The organism is Desulfobotulus alkaliphilus (assembly GCF_007830435.1).
GTDB lineage: Bacteria > Desulfobacterota > Desulfobacteria > Desulfobacterales > ASO4-4 > Desulfobotulus > Desulfobotulus alkaliphilus.
The window spans coordinates 81,087-99,012 of record NZ_VLLC01000009.1 but is presented as its reverse complement, the minus strand read 5'-3'; the positions used below and the strand labels follow the sequence as shown (position 1 = coordinate 99,012).

The window sequence follows — 17,926 nt, the reverse complement described above, 5'->3', positions numbered from 1 at the left end:
TTTTGTATTCAGACACCTTTTTTCCTGTCATGGACAAGAATATGCAGCCGGGGGCAGAAGTGATACCCATACTTCCTGCAGATTTCCCAAAGGGCAGGCATGTGCTGGAGCTGCTCTTCCCGGCTGGCTCCCAGCGCCATCAGCCATACTTTTTCCGGTGGAAAGCCGGTTGCCTGAATGGCCTTCAGCACCGGTTCCGGATTTTTTTCCATGAGAGGTTTCAGGGCAAAGGCCCTCTTGAGAATTTCTGGAGGTGGCCATTGTCCCGGTTTGGGTGAAAGAACAATTTTTCCCAGAACATTTTCAGGAATACCGGCCCTGCCGCTGCTTTCATACTGGACTTCAAGGCCTTCATCCATCAGGCGGGACTCAAGGGCCTGCAGGCCTGTTTCCCACTGAAGGAAGGGTTCTCCTCCGGTGATGACCACAAGGGCGGTTTTGTATGAAAGGATTTCTTCCAGAATTTTTTCTTCGGAAACTTCTTTTCCCTTTTCCAGGGCTTCCTTCGTGTCACAGAAGCTGCAGTAGGGCGTGACACAGCCCGAAAGTCTCAGAAAAACCGCAGGTCTTCCGGAAAAGGGGCCTTCTCCCTGTATGGAATGAAAAAGCTCATGAACAAAGAGCATGGTCTGCCTCCCAGCTGGCCCAGGCATTCTCTGTTTCATGGACACAGATACGCAGCAGACGGTAGTTGGGGCCCTGCAGGTGGGGCTCTAAACGGCGGAAAATGGTTTTTGCCATATTTTCTGCCGTTGGAATGTCGTTTCTGTAGTCATGCAGCTCATTCAGGCAGGCATGGTCGTATTCCGAAAGGACATGCTGGTAAACGATTTTTTTCAGCTCAGAAAAATTTAAAATCCAGCCGAAGGCATTTGTTGTGCCAGAAAGCGTCACCCGCAACCGGTAACTGTGACCATGGATGCGGGCGCAGGGGCCAAAAATTTCTGTGTTTTCTTCATCCGTCAGGTGGGCAAGGGCCAGACGGTGCGCCGCTTCAAAGCGGAACTCTCGGGTAATGGAAAGCATGGGCCACCTCTTTATTCAACAGTCAGGGGAGGGAGAATTTGTATAGCGGGCTGCCACTCGTCCGCAAAACCGAAAATATATATACCAGAATGCAGGCTATGACAAGTCTGGTTTCATGATGAAAAGACAACTCAGCCCGGATGGATTCCCGCATAACGCAGGCAGAGCATGGTAATGTCATCGGAGGGTTCTGCCCTGCCCACATGGGCGGCCACATCCTTTTCAATGAGTTCAATAATCTCTCTGGGGCTTTTCCCATGGGTTCCGCTAAGGGTTCTGACGAGGCGGGGGTCGGAGTAGAGTGCCTGCTCCGTATCCATGGCTTCCGTGACTCCGTCGGTATAAACAAAAAGGGTGTCATCGGGTTCAAGCTGAATTTCAAGGGTCTGATAGGGCATATCCTCCATGGCACCCACCAGGGGGCCGCTGCGGCCTGTCATGAACTCAGGGAGTTTGCCGGAAGATATTTTTACCGGCGGATTATGGCCGCCATTGGCATAGACAAGAAGGCCCGTATCCAGATCCAGAACACCGATAAAAAGGGTGACAAACATGGAGTTGGGATTGCTGGAGGCAAGATCGTTGTTCATGGTGCTCATGATTCTGGCAGGGTCTTTCTCCCTTGCTGCCGCAGACCTGAGCAGCGTTCTGCTGATGGCCATGAACAGGGAGGCCGGAACACCCTTGCCGGAAACATCCCCCACGGCAAAGCAGAAATGCTTTTCATCCATGAAAAAGAAATCATAGAGATCTCCCCCCACTTCCCTTGCCGGTTCCAGACTGGCATAAAGATCAAATTCCGAATGATTGGGAAATGGTGGAAAGGTTTTAGGGAGAAGGCCCAGCTGAATTTCCCTTGCCACACTGAGCTCGCCCTCCATCCGTTCATTGGCAGCCGTTGTTTCCATCAGGCAGCGGATATTGTCACGCAGGGAGGCTTCCATGAAAAGCAGGGCCTTTGCAAGGCGACCCACCTCATCCTGATGGCGGCCCGGCAGGTGTTCAATGGCTCCGCACAGGGCCTTATCTGAAGTGAAATCCGAATCCGGCAGGGCCTTGGCAAAGGCGGCAAGGGTATTGAGGGGGCGGGTCATGCGGTTGGATATTGAAAAACCCAGTGCCATGCTTACCAGAAAAAGACCTGCAATGATCAGGCTTAAGCGCTGTACAAGGGCCTGTGCCGGTGCACGGATTTCATCGGTGTAGGCAATGGCTGCCACATACCACCCAAGGGTTCTGAAGTAGGTGCAGAAAATGACACGCTCCCTCATTTCTCCTTGAAGATCCGGGAGAATCACAGGGATGGCTTCCCGGCTTCCGGTAGCAGCCAGCAGCTGAAGTTCTTCAAAAAGCGGTTTTTCCGTTTCCGGGTACAGGGTGGAGAGCAGATCCGGATCTTCATTCTTTGAAGGAATGAGTATTTCGCCACTTCTGTCAAAAAGAATCAGGGAGCCGGACCTTGCAATGCGGATTGTTTCAAAGTTGGCCTTGAGGTTGTCCAGCATTTCCTTTTTTTTGCGCTCTCCCTCATGCTCCAGTGCTTCAATGTCTGCCACGGCTCCCAGCACCCAGTCCGTGGCAGGATAATGAACAAACCAGCCAAATTTTTTTCTGGCCTTTCCATCACTTCCAAAGGTCCAGAAAAAGGTGGTGCTGGCTGTGCCCAGTCGTCTGGCTTCATCATTGACGGCATCTGCCAGTGGAAATCCTTTGATATCTTCCATCTGGTTCAGGTTGCTGTTGCGGATGCCCGCATCCGGATGGGCGATGAGAATGCCTTCTTTATTGAGAACAAGAAATTCTGTGCCATCCACGGAAGCAAGGCCGCTGATCCAGTCAAGGGCAAGGCCCTCTTTTTTTTTCAGCTCCGCAGGGGAGGCCGTGGAAGAAAAAATCAGATCAAAACCTTTACGGGCCACGGCAACCATGGATTCAAGGTTCTGCCTGTGGGCCCTGACAGCATCCACCCGGCTGTAGAGAAGACTGCGGTATCCGCTGCGTATGTTCAGCTCTGCCAGCTCCAGAACGTTTTGCACACTGCGCTGCTCTGCTTCGGACATGGCCTGTACGCCGTCTTTATGGGTAAAATACAGAACAGGAACAGCCACAAGGGTAAGCACCAGAGCAATAAGGATGCATATTCTGGTTTTCAGGGAATGGAGCATGAACGCACCCCTTTTACGGATTGATTGAATACCGGGCCTCGTGAATGAAGAAGACATTCAGCAAAAAAAGCTGGCCGTGGAGCTGGATCAGTGGATACCAAAATGCATGGTTAAGATATTTCTGTTATTTTCTCTGCCGTATGCCACCTTGTCTGTGAACTGACGGATAAAGTGGATACCAAGACCGCCGATCTCCCTTTCTTCGATACCAAGGGAAGTATCGGGGTCCGGCAGGGAAAGCACATTGAAGGCCTCGCCTTCATCATGGATTTCTACCACAAAACACCTGTCTTCAGTGCCACAGAAAATTTCTGCAAAGCCGGAGCCTTCAGGGTAGGCATAGGAACAGATATTGACAAAGGCTTCTTCCAGAACAAGGGCGAGTTTTATGCATTTTCCGGGGTCAAGGCCTGCAGCTTCGGCCTCTTCTCCAGTGAAAGCCAGCACCCTTTCCAGCGCATCGAGTACAGCCTCAACCCGGAGTTTTTTCATGGTAACCGCCTATTCCATACCCGCAAGGGCAGCCTCAATGGAATCATACATGGTAAAAATAGCTCCAAAACCGGAGATATCAAAAACCTCTCTCACCGTACCGGTAACATTGGCCATGACCATTTTGCCGGACTTGGCCTTCAGGCTTTTGGCCGTTGCAAGAATTACCCGCAGACCGGCACTGCTGATGTACTCCAGTTTTTCAAAATCAAGAATAAAAAGCGTTTCTTTTTCAAGCAGCTCTTTCATACCGCTTTCATAGGCCGGGGCAGTGACGGCATCGATTCTTCCCTGAACGGATACAATCATGGTATTGTTTTCTTTTCTGCTGGTAATTTCCATATTTTTTTCCTTTTATGTTGTTAAAAAGATGACAGGGCTTGATTTCTTTACGGACTATGCCATGACCTCCACAGGCTTACCAGTGTTTTTTAATTATGAAAGCCAGATGTTTTCATGGGGACGGGCATATTTTTGGAGAACAGGATGCAGAGGATCAGATGAAAATACTCTACCTGCTGAGTCAGAAACCGGGTTTTACAGGCAGCGGATATTATGTCCGTTCCCTTATCAGAGAGGCTGCGGCTGCAAATCATGGGGTTTTTCTTTTATCTGCCATGGAAAAGGGGGAGTCTGTCCCCATACCCCATTTGTCGCCTGAGAACAGCCGGGCGATCCGCTTTTCTTCGGAAGAACTGCCTTTTCTCATACCGGGCATGAGTGATGTCATGCCATACCCCAGTGTCTGTTTTAAAAATCTGACACCGGATCAGCTGGATACCTATGAGCTTGTTTTTAAAAACAGGATCAGAGGGGCGGTGGAAAAATTCTGCCCCGATATTATCCACAGCAACCATCTCTGGCTGATGTCTGCCTTTGCAGCAGAGCTGTTCCCGGAGATTCCCCTTGTGATCAGTTGCCATGGAACGGATATCAGGCAGCTGGATCTCTGCTCCCATCTGGGACAAAGGGTTGTGGAAGGCTGCAGGAGGGCCCATGGCATCCTTGCTCTCAGCCGGGTTCAGAAAGAAGAAATTTCCCTCCTTTACGGCATTCCCCATTCAAAAATCATGGTTGCAGGCACAGGATTCAATGAAAAGCTTTTTTTTCCTGCCCAAAAACCAGCGCCTCCTCCTGTCAATATTCTTTATGCGGGCAAACTTTCCTTTTCCAAGGGCGTTTTCTGGCTTCTTAAGGCCGTTGAAGCCATGGCGGTTTCTCCGTCTTCCTTTCACCTTTTCCTTGCAGGATCGGGTTCCGGTACGGAATATGAGACCTGCCTCCGTCTGGCAAAATCCATGGAAGACCGGGTAAGTCTTACGGGTATGCTGAGTCAGGAAGAACTTGCAGAAAGGATGAAAGAGGCCCATATTTTCATCCTTCCGTCTTTTTACGAGGGCCTGCCCCTTGTACTTTTTGAAGCCCTTGCTTCGGGCTGCCGGGTGATGGCCACGGATCTTCCGGGGACTGTGGAAATTACCGGCCATGGAGATTCTGACAGTATTCGTCTGCTCAGACTGCCTCCCCTTGAAACCATCGACAGGCCCTTTGAAAAGGATATGCCGGATATGATTGTAAGGCTTTCCCGTATTCTGGCAGAGGAGATCGGCCGCCTGTCTGAGAATCTCTGTATGGATACTGGAGAAGCCGGAAAGAGGATGCAGGCCTTCACATGGAAAGAAGTTTTCAGAAGGATAGAGACATTTTATGCTGAACTTTCATCCTTCTGATTTTCATGGAGTGTCTGTTTTCAGACCCTGGAGCTGGATACAGGTTTTTTTTTAGTATCCGATCAGCCTTAAGCCTCGCTGCAGTCCCATGACGTGGCAAGATCCGCAGCTAAAACATCAAAACTTTTTTCAAACAGGAAAGAAAGGATGCGGGTGTTCACAAATTCGGCACCACCTATGCACATTGTGTAGTGCTGTAGAAATGAAAATCAAGCGGGAATCGAGGTTATTATGAACGAGATTAAAAAGACGGACAAACCCATGGCCATTACATTTCGTCAGTACCTGATCTTTCGTATGATTTCCAGGCATCCAAAAAAAACAGGCACCACTACCTTACGAGGCGAGATAAACCAGGGAAGGATAAAATACAGCATATTTATGCTGATTATCTGCCTTGCGCTGTCCGCCATGATCCCAGGAGGCCTTTACGCAAAAACAAGCGCCCCCACCATAGGCCTTGCCCTTGGCTCCGGCGGCGCTACGGGACTTTCCCACATTGCCATGCTGGAAGTGCTGGATGAAGCAGGCCTGAGGCCGGAAAAAATCGCAGGAAGCAGTATTGGAGCAATTATCGGAAGCCTCTACGCCTCAGGACTCTCCGGCAAGGAAATCAGAAGCCTTTTTCAGACATTTTCCGGCAGCAACACAAAGATTTTCCTGAACCTCATTCAGGGAAAATCCGGGCTGTCCCTTAGCGATCTCATGCAGCTGGATCTGGAAAACGGCGGACTGTTCAGCAGTGAGGGGTTGATCCATTTTCTGGGTGAAAAAACAGGTGTTCATCGCTTTGAAGAACTGAAAATTCCCCTGATGGTCATCGCCACAGACTACAGGACAGGCGAAGAAATGGTTTTTGAAAGCGGCAATCTGCTCACGGCTCTGCAGGCCAGCATGGCCGTTCCGGGGCTCTTTCCTCCCCAGCCTGTGGGCAAAAGCCTTTACATAGACGGCGGGACAAGCAATCCTCTGCCCTATGACCACCTGCTTGAATCCTGCGACATCGTTATTGCCATTGACGTGGCTGGCAAGGGGAGCCACACCAATGGCAAAGAAATCCGCGCAACGGATGTTCTGTTTGATACCTTTAAAATCATGCAGCACTCCATCACCTCATCCAAAATGAAGTACCAGCAGCCCCATATCTATATACGGCCGGAAGTGCAGGACATCCGTCTGCTTCATTTCAACCGCATGGAAAGCATCCTTGAGCAGGCGAAACCTGCCGCAGAAAATTTACGGGAAAGCATCCTGAAGCTCATCCCCGAAACAGCATTCGCAGTAGAAGAAAAGGATCAGGCCGCCTCCCCTTCAGGGGAGGCCGGATACTGACAAAGTTCCATGAGAATGCCATCCGGCCCCAGAAAATACACCAGTTTTTTGCCTGTCTTCTCCCATGTCTGCACAGGACTCAGGAAAACCGCACCCAAAGCCTTCAGGCTTTCAACGGTTTTTTCCATATCCTCAACCTGAAAGGCCAGATGCCTGAATCCCACCTGATTTGCCATGGATATCCGCCCGTCCGGAGCCTTTGCTGGCTGATATTCCAGAAGCTCAAGGCGCATGAAAGACCCTGAGTGTTCCATGGCAATAAAACGGCCCTTCACCCCGGAAAGACCCGTGGCCTTTTCAAGAAAAGCACTGTCCAGCTCTGATTCCATCACTGGCCTGAATCCCATGGCCTCAAAAAAGCCTGTTGCTTTTTTAAGGTCTGTCACAACAATATTTAAATGGTCCATGCACAGAATCATCATTCACCTCAGCAGATATCAAAAAATATTCTTATTACTACCCTGACTCAGCCACAGCTTGCTGGTCAGGTTGTTGCTATGCCTATGGTGCGGGCTTTAATACGGGCAGGCGCAAGGCCTGCCCCTGCGAATGTTTTTTACAACCCCTGTTTAGTGTAGGGGCACCCTTTACAGGTGCCCGCTGACATGCGTAAAATCTGGTCATATAATTTCCATGATTAAGGTTTGTAAGGCTGAAAGACAGTGGTAATCAGAAAAAAATTCAAAAAAACGGCTGAAAGGCAAAGGCCATTGGAATTAAAAAAATCTCGCGAGAAATAAGATTGCCTCCCATGACCAAATGGTTCAGAATAACCGGCTGCAGGATATCATCCTGCCCGATCCTTATCCTCTGCCTTACAAAGTGTACATATTTTGTAACTATTCAACATGGGCTTTTTGACTTAGGCAGATTTTTAATATCTTAAGAAAAAGTCAATGGGCAAGGTGCTTTTTACAGTTTTCTTTCCTCCCCCCGGCACTCAGGCCAACAGCCTTCAGTCCATTGGGCAAGTCCAGTTTTTGGCCTGTATGCCGGGTAAGGCCCAGGCCCTTCTGGCTTCGAGAACCTCAGCCACCGACCAGGGGGAGAGGGGAAACTTACTGAATAATTACCATATTTTTTATAAAGCCGGAGCCACGCAGATGTCAGATGTCATAACAGATCCGAAAACCAAACATCAGGCCAGTATGCTGGCCAACCGCATCAAGAAACGTTTTAAGCATTTGCATAAACGCTTTATGCGTGAGGGCCTTGAGGTGTTCCGGCTCTATGACTGGGATATTCCGGAGATCCGTGCGGTAGTGGACTGGTACGGCGGGCATCTGGTGATAGCGGAATACATGCGGGAGCAGTCTAAACCCCACTGGCTGCCGGCCATGGCAGAAGCTGCAGCAGTTGCCCTTGGCGTGCCCATGGAAAAGGTGCATCTGAAAAAAAGACATGCGGGCATACGGGACGGAAAACGCTATGGCCGCCTTGACCGGACAGACGAAAAAATCATCATGGGAGAAAGGGATCTGAAATTCTGGATCAACCCCTGTGATTTTGTGGATACGGGACTTTTTTCCGACCACAGAAATACCAGAGCCATGGTCAGGGAGCTGGCTGAAGGAAAAAGATTTCTCAACCTTTACTGCTATACGGCAAGCTTTACCTGCTACGCCGCCGCAGGGGGTGCCCTGCAAAGCCTTTCCATTGACCGCTCACAGGGCAATCTTGACTGGGCCGGGGAGAATTTCAGGCTCAACGGTGTAGATGAAAAAACACACAGGCTGCTTCAGGCCGATGCTATGGATCATCTGAAGATACTCAAGAAAAACGGCGAGACCTTCTCCCTTGCCATGGTGGACCCCCCTTCCTACTCATCGGCGAGGGATAAGGGAAAAACCTTTGATATCGCAGAAGATCATCCTGAACTGCTGCACAGGGTTCTGGATGTCATCGAAAAGGGCGGGACCGTATTTTTTTCCACCAATCATCAGGGCTTTGAACCCCTAATGGACAGCCTGAGGGTTCGGGAAATCGAAGAGATCACCCAAAAAACCATTCCCGAAGATTATCAGAGCAAAAGAAAAAAGATACACCGCTGCTGGCGTATCCTTGTCTGACTCACCTTCTACAGTTGGAAGGCCTTTTTTGTCCAAAATGCCTGTAATTACTATGTCGTATTTTGGAAAAACCCCAAAAGGTGGTGCCAGGGGAGAATCTGGCATAGGCCTGTTCAGATCTTATACGCCACCTGTGGAAAGAATCCGGGAAATGGCAGGGTGGATGCTGGCGGAAGGACTGCTGAACAGTGCTGGTTGAAAATCTTGCCAGGAAGCAGGGCAGAAAAATATTCGGTAGCAACCCTTGCAAAATCAGGCTTTTGAATAGACATTCACCGTGCAGCTGCCAACGGGAAAAAAGGGGGGCAGCACTTTTGCCATGGCTTTGGGCATGTTTTCAAAATTGGCTGGAATGACATCAATAACCGTATCTTCTGGCTTGATGCCCTTTTCTTTCAGGCTTTCCACGGCACTGGTTTTGGCTAAATGCCGTACCCTGCTGAGGGGTTGGGGGACGACGAGGTTCAGTTGAAAGGACAGGAGCAGCTCATTTTCTCTGGCCATGGTTTTTTCCTTTCTCAAGAGGATGTAAGCCGGTACATGGCTTCCATTTTAGCACTTTTTTGCCGGAACTCATCCCTCAGATTTTCAGGTAGCCTTACCTCAACAGATTCACCAAAACCCAGCAGCCACCAGCGAAGCTGGGCTGTGTCCAGCACTGTCGCCCGGATGAGAACACGGGTTTCATTATATTCCGTGATAATCTGATCCGAAGAGAGGGGGCTTTCATACAGGTGGGCGGCAACGGGCTTTTCCAGCAGGATTTCCAGTTCTATGGGTTCTTCGCCCTTGAGATAACTGAATGCGCCGCCGTCTATGTAGGTCTGCAGATCAAAACCCTCCGGCACAAGGCCAGCTTCTTCCATTTTTTCCGTAGAAACAAAACGGTGCAGGGCAAGCTGGCGGATATCCTTCATCTGATTGTAATCCCGCATGGTGCAGACCAGATAAATGATGCGATCCAGCAGGACAATGCCCAGGGGGTTGATGGTGTAGTTCACCGCTTCTTTCTGGCCCCTGCGTCTGTAGGATGCAGAAAATTTTCTGCCTTCCATGAGGCATTCGTACACCGTATCCAGAACGGCGTTGTCGATGCCGGGGGGTGTCAGGGGCTGGGAGCGGCTCAGGATTTTCACCTTGTCCGGCCAGGATTTCAGTTGATCTGCATGGATACTTTCCAAAACTTTGGAGGCATGGCGGAAATGGGGTTTTAAGGCCTTAAGGGATGCGGGCGGCATGGCAGACAGAAGAAATTCTTCCATCATGCGGAAGGAAAAGGCCGTCAGGGGGTCCATTTGCGGAATATCAAAAAGTTCAGCTTCCGCAGACCATGACCAGCCGTAGGGTTTTTCCCTGTCATCGCATACCAGAGGAAAAATGGTGGAAAGATGTTCTAAATCCCGCTGTATGGTTCGCCTGTGAATATGCACATCATTGTCTTTTAAACGGTATTCAATGGTGGCGGTGTCTATTTTTTTCGGATGCCATGGAATCATGCGAAGCATCAGGCATTGGCGCATTGTACTGCTCATGGGTATCTCTGCCTTTTTTTAGAATGATGAACCTTCATCAATGTTCTTTATGGGTTTCCTGACTTTTGCAGGCATTTAAAATCTTTAGAAAGAGTCAATGGAGAAGGTGTTTTTTAAAGTTTTCTTCCCTCACTCCGGCACTCAGGCCAACAGTCTTCAGTGCATTGGACAAGTCCAGTTTTTGGCCTGTATGCCGTGCAGGTCCGTCTTCAAGGGCCTCAGCCACCGGCCAGAGGGAGAGACGCAAAACACAGGCCTGCATCTTCCAAATCATATACCCATTGCAGAGCAGAATTATTCAAGATCAAAAACCTTAAAGCCCCCATTGCCGAAGCAATAAATGACATGCTGTGTCACCTTTGCCTCCGGATACTCCTTTTTAAGTCCTTCCACATAGCCTGCAATCTGCTCCGTATCTTCCGGCATCAGGGAGAAATCTTCAATTTTCGTATTTAATTTCTTAAAAGCTGCATTGGAAAAGTATTTGAATTCTATGACCATGCGGATGCCTGCAAAACATTCATTGAATTTGCCCACAAACTCAAGATCCGTTCTGCCCTTGGGGTAGGATCTTTCCACATTCCAGGTGAACCATGACGAGAGGTAGCGGGAGCACAATTCATAAAAGGTGGTGCGGTAGAAGTTTTCGTTCACTTGAGAAAAAACCGCTTCCGGAAGCTGGGATACGTATTCCTGCCAGTAGCCCGCAAAGAGGGCTTTGAGATCCAGATCATTGACAAAGCCCTGCATCATGTCCGCATATCGGGTGGAAACATCAATGCGGTGCAGCTCATTGAAATACTCCACGAAGATTCTTTTCATGTTGAGGTTGGGCAGGGTGAGGAAGAAGTCATTTTTTCGGGTGAGCATACCCAAGTGTAAAAAAAGAATAGGGAAATAACTTTTTTCCAGAAAATAAAACATATTTATTTTTGGAGTAAAGGAGCGGTCAAAGGAAACATTTTCCCGCAAAAGCAGTTCTTCCACAAATTTTTTTATACTTTCCGGGTTGGAGGCCCCAAGTCTTTGGAGCCACTGGATACTGGCTTCAGGATTGATACCCATGGGATGCTGAGGCATGGTACTGTTTTTTGTTAAGCCGTCCAGAAAATACTGTAGAATGGTGGAATTATAGACAACCTCGCCTTGCGGGTCGATAAAATGATAGCCATTATACTGATTTTTAATGACATCCTGAATCTCGTTCCGGGTATCCGGGTTAATCTCATAGTCTTTGTAAATTTCATCCAGCAGGGTATCCACTTCAGACTGGGTAAAGCCGATCATGTTTTCAAACTCAGGCTCAAGGGTGATGAACGAAGCAATATTAAAGCCCGAAGCCAGCTCATCCATGGTGACGGGCAGAACACCTGTGATGAAAACATTGTGGATGGCTCCGGTTTTTCGGCCTTCTTTCAAAAGCTTGAAAAAGGTTTTCAAAAAACCGTCATCGGCCATGAGCTGCTTATAATGAAGGTCTTTGTGTCCTGTTATGAGCTGGTTGGCAAAGTTGTCGTACTCATCAATGATAACATAAAGGGGATGAATCAGGTTAGGTGTGAAATGGTTGACAAGACTTTGCAGATTGGCTGTGGCGCTTGCCATGGGGTCAAATGAAGGACTGTTTTCAAGCCATGCATGACAGTTTTGTATGAGGGCTTTGATTTTTGAATTAACAACATGGTTAAAGCTTTTTTCCATCACCTCCAGCTCGCCGGTCTCAATAGTGGAAAAATCCAGATGCAGCACAAGCATAGTGTTGTGCAGGGGCGTTGGGTTTTTGCCAATCCATGTGTGGCCGAAAAGCTCTTCAAAGTTTTCTTTGTATAAAACCGAATAGTAGGACTCCAGCATGGTGCAGAGAAGGGATTTTCCAAAGCGCCGTGGCCGAAGGAATACGGTATTTTTAACCAATTCCAGCTTTTGGATATAGGCTGTTTTGTCAACAAAGTAGCCGTTTTCACGGACAATGGCCGGATAATTGGCTTCGCCGTAGAGGATGCGTTTTCTCATGGTTTTTACCTGTCTGGAATAAGGTTTCTTTTCTTTCCGGGCAAGGCCTTGGGCCAGCATCAAGATATATGAAAAAGGGCCTGGCATCCATGGGAAGAATCCCCTTTCTAATACCGCAGAAAGAAGAATACCCATGGAAGGCAGCAAGCTCCTTTAAAACCGGGTCAGATTTTCCATGCGGCTCAGGCGGGCCGCCATTGGCCCTTCGGCTTCTGGACGGGTGATGGCATCGCATACCAGCCCATAGCGTTTTTCAAGGGAAAGATCGTTCATGCTGCGGCCCCTTCAAGGCGGGTCATGATTTCCCGGAGTGTGCTTCTGTCCTGCGTGATTGCGGCCTGATTGGCCCTGAAGGCTTCTTCGCTCTGCTGCAGCTCCCGGCTGAGATCATCAAGGGCGGCCTTCATGTTGGCTTCCTGTTCATCAATGCTTTTTTTAATATCCCCTTCCACCTTTTCCGTGATTTGTTCCAGTATTTGAATCAGGGAGGTGTGCAGTTTTTGCAAAACACCGGGGATGAGGCTGTGCAGTACCTGCTGCCTTGCTTCTTCCCTTTTGATGGCTAATTTTTCTTCACTGGAAGTTTTGCCGAAAAGAAAAGAGACCAGCCCCACAAGAAGTGGAGCAATAATGTTTACAATGGGCATCGTTCTAAAAAATAAAAGTGCTGCGGACAAAGAACCCTGAATGCCTGTCTGCATGGAGTCCATGCTCCTGTCCTCTTCCAGATCACTGAAATTTACCCTGAAGGAGGTTGATATGGTTGCGGCGAGGGTGTCTCCAAGGCTTTTGATGTATTTTTTCAGCTTGGGATGAAATTCGGATTCCATGCCCTTTATTGTGGCATTCCTTACAATCTGTCCCACAATGCCTTCCATGTCTCCGTTGTGAAGGCTGGCATCCGTCAGGCTTTCCAGACTGGCATGAAGATCCGCCTTTACCAGATCAAGAATGCGGCGGGCCGAAGGATCTATCTGATTTTTCAGCTCTCTTGTTTCCCTTTCCATGTCTTTTCTAAAGCTTTCCATCTCCTGTTTTATTTTATCCTGCTTCATGGCAATGTCTTCTGCCGTCATGTTTTCTTCATTGAGGAGGGTGCTGAGGTAATCATCCATCATTTGAAGCTTTTTACCAAAAAGCCTGTGGCAGTTGATGTTGAAAATGGATTCAGAACGCTTTTCCAGTTGATGGAGGCTTTGTACAAAAGGCTCTATGTTTTTTTTGCGGGAAGAGATTGTGGCGACACTGAAGAGCGCATTTTTCATGATACCAGCAATTTCAATACGGATCTGTTCTGTGATGGCAACGATGTCTTCCGGAAGGCTTTTTTCGGATTTGGTAATGAAAACAAAAACCGGAATGGAATAAAGATCCAGCTCCGCAAGGAGGGCGCGGATACTGTTTCTCAGCGTACCGTCTCCCGCAGGAATGACAACGGCATAGGCAAGGCTGCGGTTGATGTAATTGTCTATGGCCGTTGAATGGGCCTTGATGCCGGAATCCCAGCCCGGCATATCCACAAGGCAGAGATGGGGAAAGGCCTGTAGTTTTTCGCTGGCAAGTTCTGCTTTGACATAAAGGGGTTTTTTATGGAGATGCTCTGTTTGCGGGGCTTTTAAGTCGGATTCTGTAATGTCAATAAGGCTTTCATCCTCAAGGCAGAGGCTGAAACGGTTTTGCTCTGCATAATGGATTTCTGCGGGTAGGGCGGTGGTGGGGTCTATTTCAATAGCAAGGAGATCCTGATCTAAAAGGGTGTTGATGAGGGTGCTTTTTCCTGCGCTGAAGGGGCCGATCAGGGGCAGCCTTACCTTGAAGTTTTCAACCTCTTTTTTTAGTTCATCCAGTTTTTCTGCGGGGCGGCCATGCTTTTCAAATATGTTTTTGATTTCGGGGAGCTTGCTTAAAATCCATTCCTGTTGTGTAAACATGGGGTCTCCTTTTTTTAAATTTTCATCTGTCCTATCGTGGAGATGGAAGGTGTTTGTTTTGTGGTGGCTTCGAGGGCCTCAGCCACCGTGCAGTCCTCATCCCCTTATTTTTTTTCCTCCTCCAGCCTTGCAAGGAGTTTTTTGTAAGAATCCATTTCCGCAGCCTTGTCTGCAAAGGCTTTTTCCAGCTCTGCCAGTTCCTTGTGCAGGTTTTCCGTCAGAACTGCGGCAAGGGTTTCTCTGGCTTTTTCAAGCTGATCGCATACCTCTGCCACGGCAGGGATAAAAAGTTTCTGTATGCGTTCAAAGATTTTATGCAGGGCCTTGCTCAGCATGAGATTCAGGCTGTCCATTTTATCGGAACGGATTTCCCCCTGAAATTCCTGCACAATGGCATCGGCCTCATTGCCGTAGTTCATTGTAAAAACAGGAATCTGAAGCTCACGAATGCCCTGCTCAATCACACTGCGGAACCAGCCGGGGTTAAAATCTGCACTGCCGGTTTCCATTTCCTTTAAAAGGGCCTTGCGAAGCTCAAGTTTGATTGTTTGGGGATCAAAATTCTCACTGAATTTGCGGTTGATGGATGCGGCACTTTCATTGCCGTAGCCAGTCACCTTTTCCACGGCATCGGAAGCCAGAACATACTGGTAAGAGCGGGTATGGGTTGTAGCAACATCCGTTGAGCTTCCCCATGAAAAGGGATTATACCATTTGGAAGTGCTGACGGTTCTGTAGGAGGTGTAGGTTTCCGTTCCCGTGCGGGTGCTGAGATTGGAAAATTCTTTCAAAGACCCTTGAATATCCGCAAGGATTTCTGCCCTTGTCTTTTGTATATGGTTCAGGTTTTTGCTTATCACCTCGCTTAAAACCACGGCAATGGTCTGAATGCGGCTTTCGGAGGCCTGCCTTTGCTCATTGATGACGGAGATTTCATTTTTATTGAGAAAATCCAGCCGCTGATTCACGCTGTCTTCAAGCTCTTCCACACGCAGGGCCACCTGCTGTTTTGATTCGGGAATCAGGCCATTGATCTGCTGCTGAAGAATTTCTTTCTTTTCATTTCTGGCCTTCTGGTAATGCTCCTGCAAGAGATCAAAGCCGGAAATGCGCTGCCAGTCTTTGCTGCTGAAACGGCTGTTCCATTCTTCCTCTGCCATCTCCTGAAGCAGCTTGTGCATGTGCTTCATGGTTTTTCCCCAATTATCTTCGGGCCATGAGGCAAAGCCATGGGCAAAGGTGCTGGATAAAACAGGGGTTTTCATGCTGCGCATCAGGGAAGCAAGGGCTGGCCTCTCCCTCATTTCAAAGTCTCTCGCCATTTTTTCCATTTCATCCTCTGCCCTTCGGGTCAGGCGGGTGCAGAGGTTTTTTTCACAGTCTTCAAGGCTGTTTCTTTGTGGGCCATCTTCATAAATGACATTATCAAACTGGCCTGCCACCAGAACCATGCGCTTGACACCCCTGCCGGGAAGCTGTCTGGCCAGAAGATCCGTATCCGAGGCATCCAGAAACTGCCCCGCACGGCTGAGGAAAAAAACCACATCGCAGCGGGCCATGTACTCTCTGGTTTTTTCCGTGCGGCTCAGGATGGGATCATTCATGCCCGGTGTATCCACAATTTCAAAGCCCTTCAGCTCATCCATGGGCAGATAAATGTGTATCATTTTGATGACAGGGGTGAAGCGACCATTTTCTCCGGCATAGTCATTGAGAACGGAAACAAGGTCTTTGGGGCTGTTAAATGAAATGCTTTCCCTTTGTTTGTGGATCTTTTCCATGGGATCAAGGCCGCTTTTTTCCACCATGGCCATAAGCTCCCTTGCCATTTTAGCCTCTGTAAGCTCGCTTTTGGATGCGGCCTGATCCTTTAGGGCCTGCCACTCGGTTTTAGTGTAATATTCCAGCTCCAGAAGGGGGCTTTCGCCCCAGGTGATGGCCGTGAGGTTGGCGGTTTTGGGGGTGGCTGCTTCCGGCAGAACGGGCAGACCACCAAAGAGCAGGGCGTTGACAAAGCTGCTTTTGCCAGCCTTCACCTGCCCCATGATGCCGATGCTTAAACGCTGCTCTTCCGCCTGAAAGCGCTCAAGCCTTGTGTGAAACTCTTGCCTGAGGGATTGAATATTGCGGATGCCTTCCGGGAAGACTGCAGACCATGGCGAAAGGTCTGAGGCAAGGGTTTCAAGGTGCTGGAGATGGGGGTGGCTCATGGGTTGCTCCTTTTTTTGAAGAATTGTGGGGGCGTTTGGTGTACCTTTAATATATGCTTGATACTGGCTATGGGCTTAAATGGACTGAAATGCCTTTTTTCGATGTTTATTGAAAAAGGAAAAAATCACTGTCCGGCACGCACAAGGCGGAGCTGGCAGATGCCGCCGTTCTCTTTGCCGGGGACGACATAGCCGCAGTCAAAAGAGAGGGCCCACCCACTGCCACCGTAGTTGGCGTAGGGCGAAGAAGACCAAAACCAGCTTGACGGCGTATTGGGAAAGGCCACAAGGTTAATGGTTGGTTTTTGATATTCCCCTTTACATGAACCACCATAAATTTCTCCATAGCCTGTTTTTTTAAACGGTTCTCGTTTTCCTGAGCTGCAATAAACAAGGGTGTTCAGCTCTTCTATGGTGGGTAACCGCCAGTCTTTATGACCGCAGTAGCCTCCTTTTTTATTGAGTTCTTCTACAGCAGCCATGGCTTCATCCAAGTTATAGATTTTGGCATCTCCTACACAGGTGCTGCCATCCCAGGTCTGGCCCATGGAGCAGCGCATCCATTCAAGGCCTGTTTTTTCATCTACTACCGTAGCCGTGAGGTTTGGAAAGTTTTTCAGTGGTGATGATGAGGCTAAATCTATATTTTTCAGAGTCAGTTTTTCTTTTCCTCCCAGAAGTACAGGGTGCCAGTGCCTGTAAAAGTCAGTATTCCATTTAAAGGGAATCAGGGTATCATTTTCTATACCCAGCACATGGCAGGACAGCCCCACCAAAACCTTCAAATCCTCTTCCCCCAAAGCCATCAGCTCCGTCAGATGCCCCAGCACTTCTGCTGCTTCCGGATTCAAAGGGCCATCTAACCTGCAAAGAATCAGGGCATCGAGGATAAAGCTTTTGGCAATGTCCGCCTCTTTGATGGCCCTGAAAAAATCCTTCAGTCCTTCTTCATCAAGGTTCCCGGCCTGCTCATAGAGGGCGGAGTTTCTTACTTCCAGCCCCATGGATGCCCGAAGCAGGGAAATGAGACGGGATTCAGCTTCGCTAATGGCATTATCTGCCATGGCAAGGGAAGCCAGAAGGGTGAGGTAGCGTTCCTTGGTGTGGGTGTCGCAGGCGCTGGCAGCATGTTCCGGCAGGGGCAAAAATTCCGTTTTCAGATTGTTAATCTGCTGGAGAAGGGTGGAAAGCTTAGGGTTGGATGTTGTATTCATCAAGAAGGCTCCTTGTTTGCTTTTGGAATTATATGAAAAAGTTTATTTTTTTGTAACTGTTCAGCATGGCTTTTTTCTGAACTGCCAATGCTGTCATTGCAGCAGCTTCGTACTTTTGCAAGGCTCCGAGGCTATTTGAAAGTGACATTGCAATCGTTTCGGATCAGAGCTTTGTCCGGCACTCAAGCCATAAATCCAAAGCCTGCGAAAAA

Annotated in this window: 16 protein-coding genes; 3 read left to right on the top strand and 13 right to left on the bottom strand. The window is 48.8% G+C overall.

Annotated features, from left to right (window positions below; genetic code table 11):
- Window positions 1–8: 8 nt before the first annotated feature.
- The 5 genes from LZ24_RS07245 to LZ24_RS07225 form a co-directional block, all read right to left on the bottom strand.
- Complete coding sequence (locus LZ24_RS07245) at window positions 9–626, bottom strand: 7-carboxy-7-deazaguanine synthase QueE (protein ID WP_186442986.1); 618 nt, start codon at window positions 624–626, stop codon at window positions 9–11.
- On the bottom strand, window positions 610–1,026 hold the full coding sequence (locus LZ24_RS07240) for a 6-pyruvoyl trahydropterin synthase family protein (RefSeq protein ID WP_144684054.1): 417 nt from the start codon (window positions 1,024–1,026) through the stop codon (window positions 610–612). Before LZ24_RS07240 ends, LZ24_RS07245 begins: the two co-directional genes overlap by 17 nt.
- A 131-nt stretch (window positions 1,027–1,157) precedes the next feature.
- Window positions 1,158–3,191, bottom strand: coding sequence for a SpoIIE family protein phosphatase (locus tag LZ24_RS07235; protein WP_186442985.1), 2,034 nt, complete (start codon window positions 3,189–3,191; stop codon window positions 1,158–1,160).
- Between the two features lie 87 nt (window positions 3,192–3,278).
- Window positions 3,279–3,683, bottom strand: a complete 405-nt coding sequence (locus LZ24_RS07230; protein ID WP_144684051.1) for an ATP-binding protein — start codon at window positions 3,681–3,683, stop codon at window positions 3,279–3,281.
- A gap of 9 nt (window positions 3,684–3,692) precedes the next feature.
- Entirely contained in the window at window positions 3,693–4,025 is a 333-nt protein-coding gene (locus tag LZ24_RS07225) for an STAS domain-containing protein (RefSeq protein WP_144684049.1), read from the bottom strand.
- 158 nt (window positions 4,026–4,183) lie between these two features.
- Here LZ24_RS07225 and LZ24_RS07220 point away from each other — a divergent pair, with 158 nt between their 5' ends.
- Together LZ24_RS07220 and LZ24_RS07215 are read left to right on the top strand one after the other, a co-directional pair.
- Window positions 4,184–5,413 carry a glycosyltransferase family 4 protein gene (locus tag LZ24_RS07220; protein WP_186442984.1) on the top strand — a complete coding sequence of 410 codons (1,230 nt, stop codon included), beginning with the start codon at window positions 4,184–4,186 and terminating at the stop codon, window positions 5,411–5,413.
- Window positions 5,414–5,644: 231 nt separating this feature from the next.
- Entirely contained in the window at window positions 5,645–6,745 is a 1,101-nt protein-coding gene (locus tag LZ24_RS07215; protein ID WP_222427569.1) for a patatin-like phospholipase family protein, read from the top strand.
- Here the strand turns inward: LZ24_RS07215 and LZ24_RS07210 are convergent.
- Window positions 6,709–7,167, bottom strand: coding sequence for a VOC family protein (locus tag LZ24_RS07210; protein ID WP_144684045.1), 459 nt, complete (start codon window positions 7,165–7,167; stop codon window positions 6,709–6,711). The genes LZ24_RS07215 and LZ24_RS07210 overlap by 37 nt on opposite strands.
- Before the next feature lie 681 nt (window positions 7,168–7,848).
- Here LZ24_RS07210 and LZ24_RS07205 point away from each other — a divergent pair.
- Entirely contained in the window at window positions 7,849–8,814 is a 966-nt protein-coding gene (locus tag LZ24_RS07205; protein ID WP_144684043.1) for a class I SAM-dependent methyltransferase, read from the top strand.
- A 252-nt stretch (window positions 8,815–9,066) separates the two neighbouring features.
- On the opposite strand, the gene LZ24_RS07200 is transcribed toward LZ24_RS07205, so the two are convergent.
- The 7 genes from LZ24_RS07200 to LZ24_RS07170 form a co-directional block, all read right to left on the bottom strand.
- The gene (locus tag LZ24_RS07200) at window positions 9,067–9,318 is read right to left on the bottom strand and encodes a hypothetical protein (protein WP_144684041.1); all 252 of its coding nucleotides are present in this window, start codon (window positions 9,316–9,318) and stop codon (window positions 9,067–9,069) included.
- A gap of 14 nt (window positions 9,319–9,332) precedes the next feature.
- Window positions 9,333–10,346 carry a helix-turn-helix transcriptional regulator gene (locus LZ24_RS07195; RefSeq protein WP_144684039.1) on the bottom strand — a complete coding sequence of 338 codons (1,014 nt, stop codon included), beginning with the start codon at window positions 10,344–10,346 and terminating at the stop codon, window positions 9,333–9,335.
- Between the two features lie 94 nt (window positions 10,347–10,440).
- Entirely contained in the window at window positions 10,441–10,620 is a 180-nt protein-coding gene (locus tag LZ24_RS17570; protein WP_144684038.1) for a hypothetical protein, read from the bottom strand.
- Window positions 10,621–10,640: 20 nt separating this feature from the next.
- On the bottom strand, window positions 10,641–12,494 hold the full coding sequence (locus tag LZ24_RS07185) for an AAA family ATPase (protein ID WP_222427568.1): 1,854 nt from the start codon (window positions 12,492–12,494) through the stop codon (window positions 10,641–10,643).
- 134 nt (window positions 12,495–12,628) lie between these two features.
- Window positions 12,629–14,290, bottom strand: coding sequence for a dynamin family protein (locus LZ24_RS07180; protein WP_144684034.1), 1,662 nt, complete (start codon window positions 14,288–14,290; stop codon window positions 12,629–12,631).
- A 104-nt stretch (window positions 14,291–14,394) separates the two neighbouring features.
- Window positions 14,395–16,500 (bottom strand): dynamin family protein, encoded by a 2,106-nt coding sequence (locus tag LZ24_RS07175; RefSeq protein ID WP_144684032.1) that lies wholly within the window; start codon window positions 16,498–16,500, stop codon window positions 14,395–14,397.
- 125 nt (window positions 16,501–16,625) lie between these two features.
- Window positions 16,626–17,714, bottom strand: coding sequence for an Lcl domain-containing protein (locus LZ24_RS07170; protein ID WP_144684030.1), 1,089 nt, complete (start codon window positions 17,712–17,714; stop codon window positions 16,626–16,628).
- Window positions 17,715–17,926: the final 212 nt, after the last annotated feature.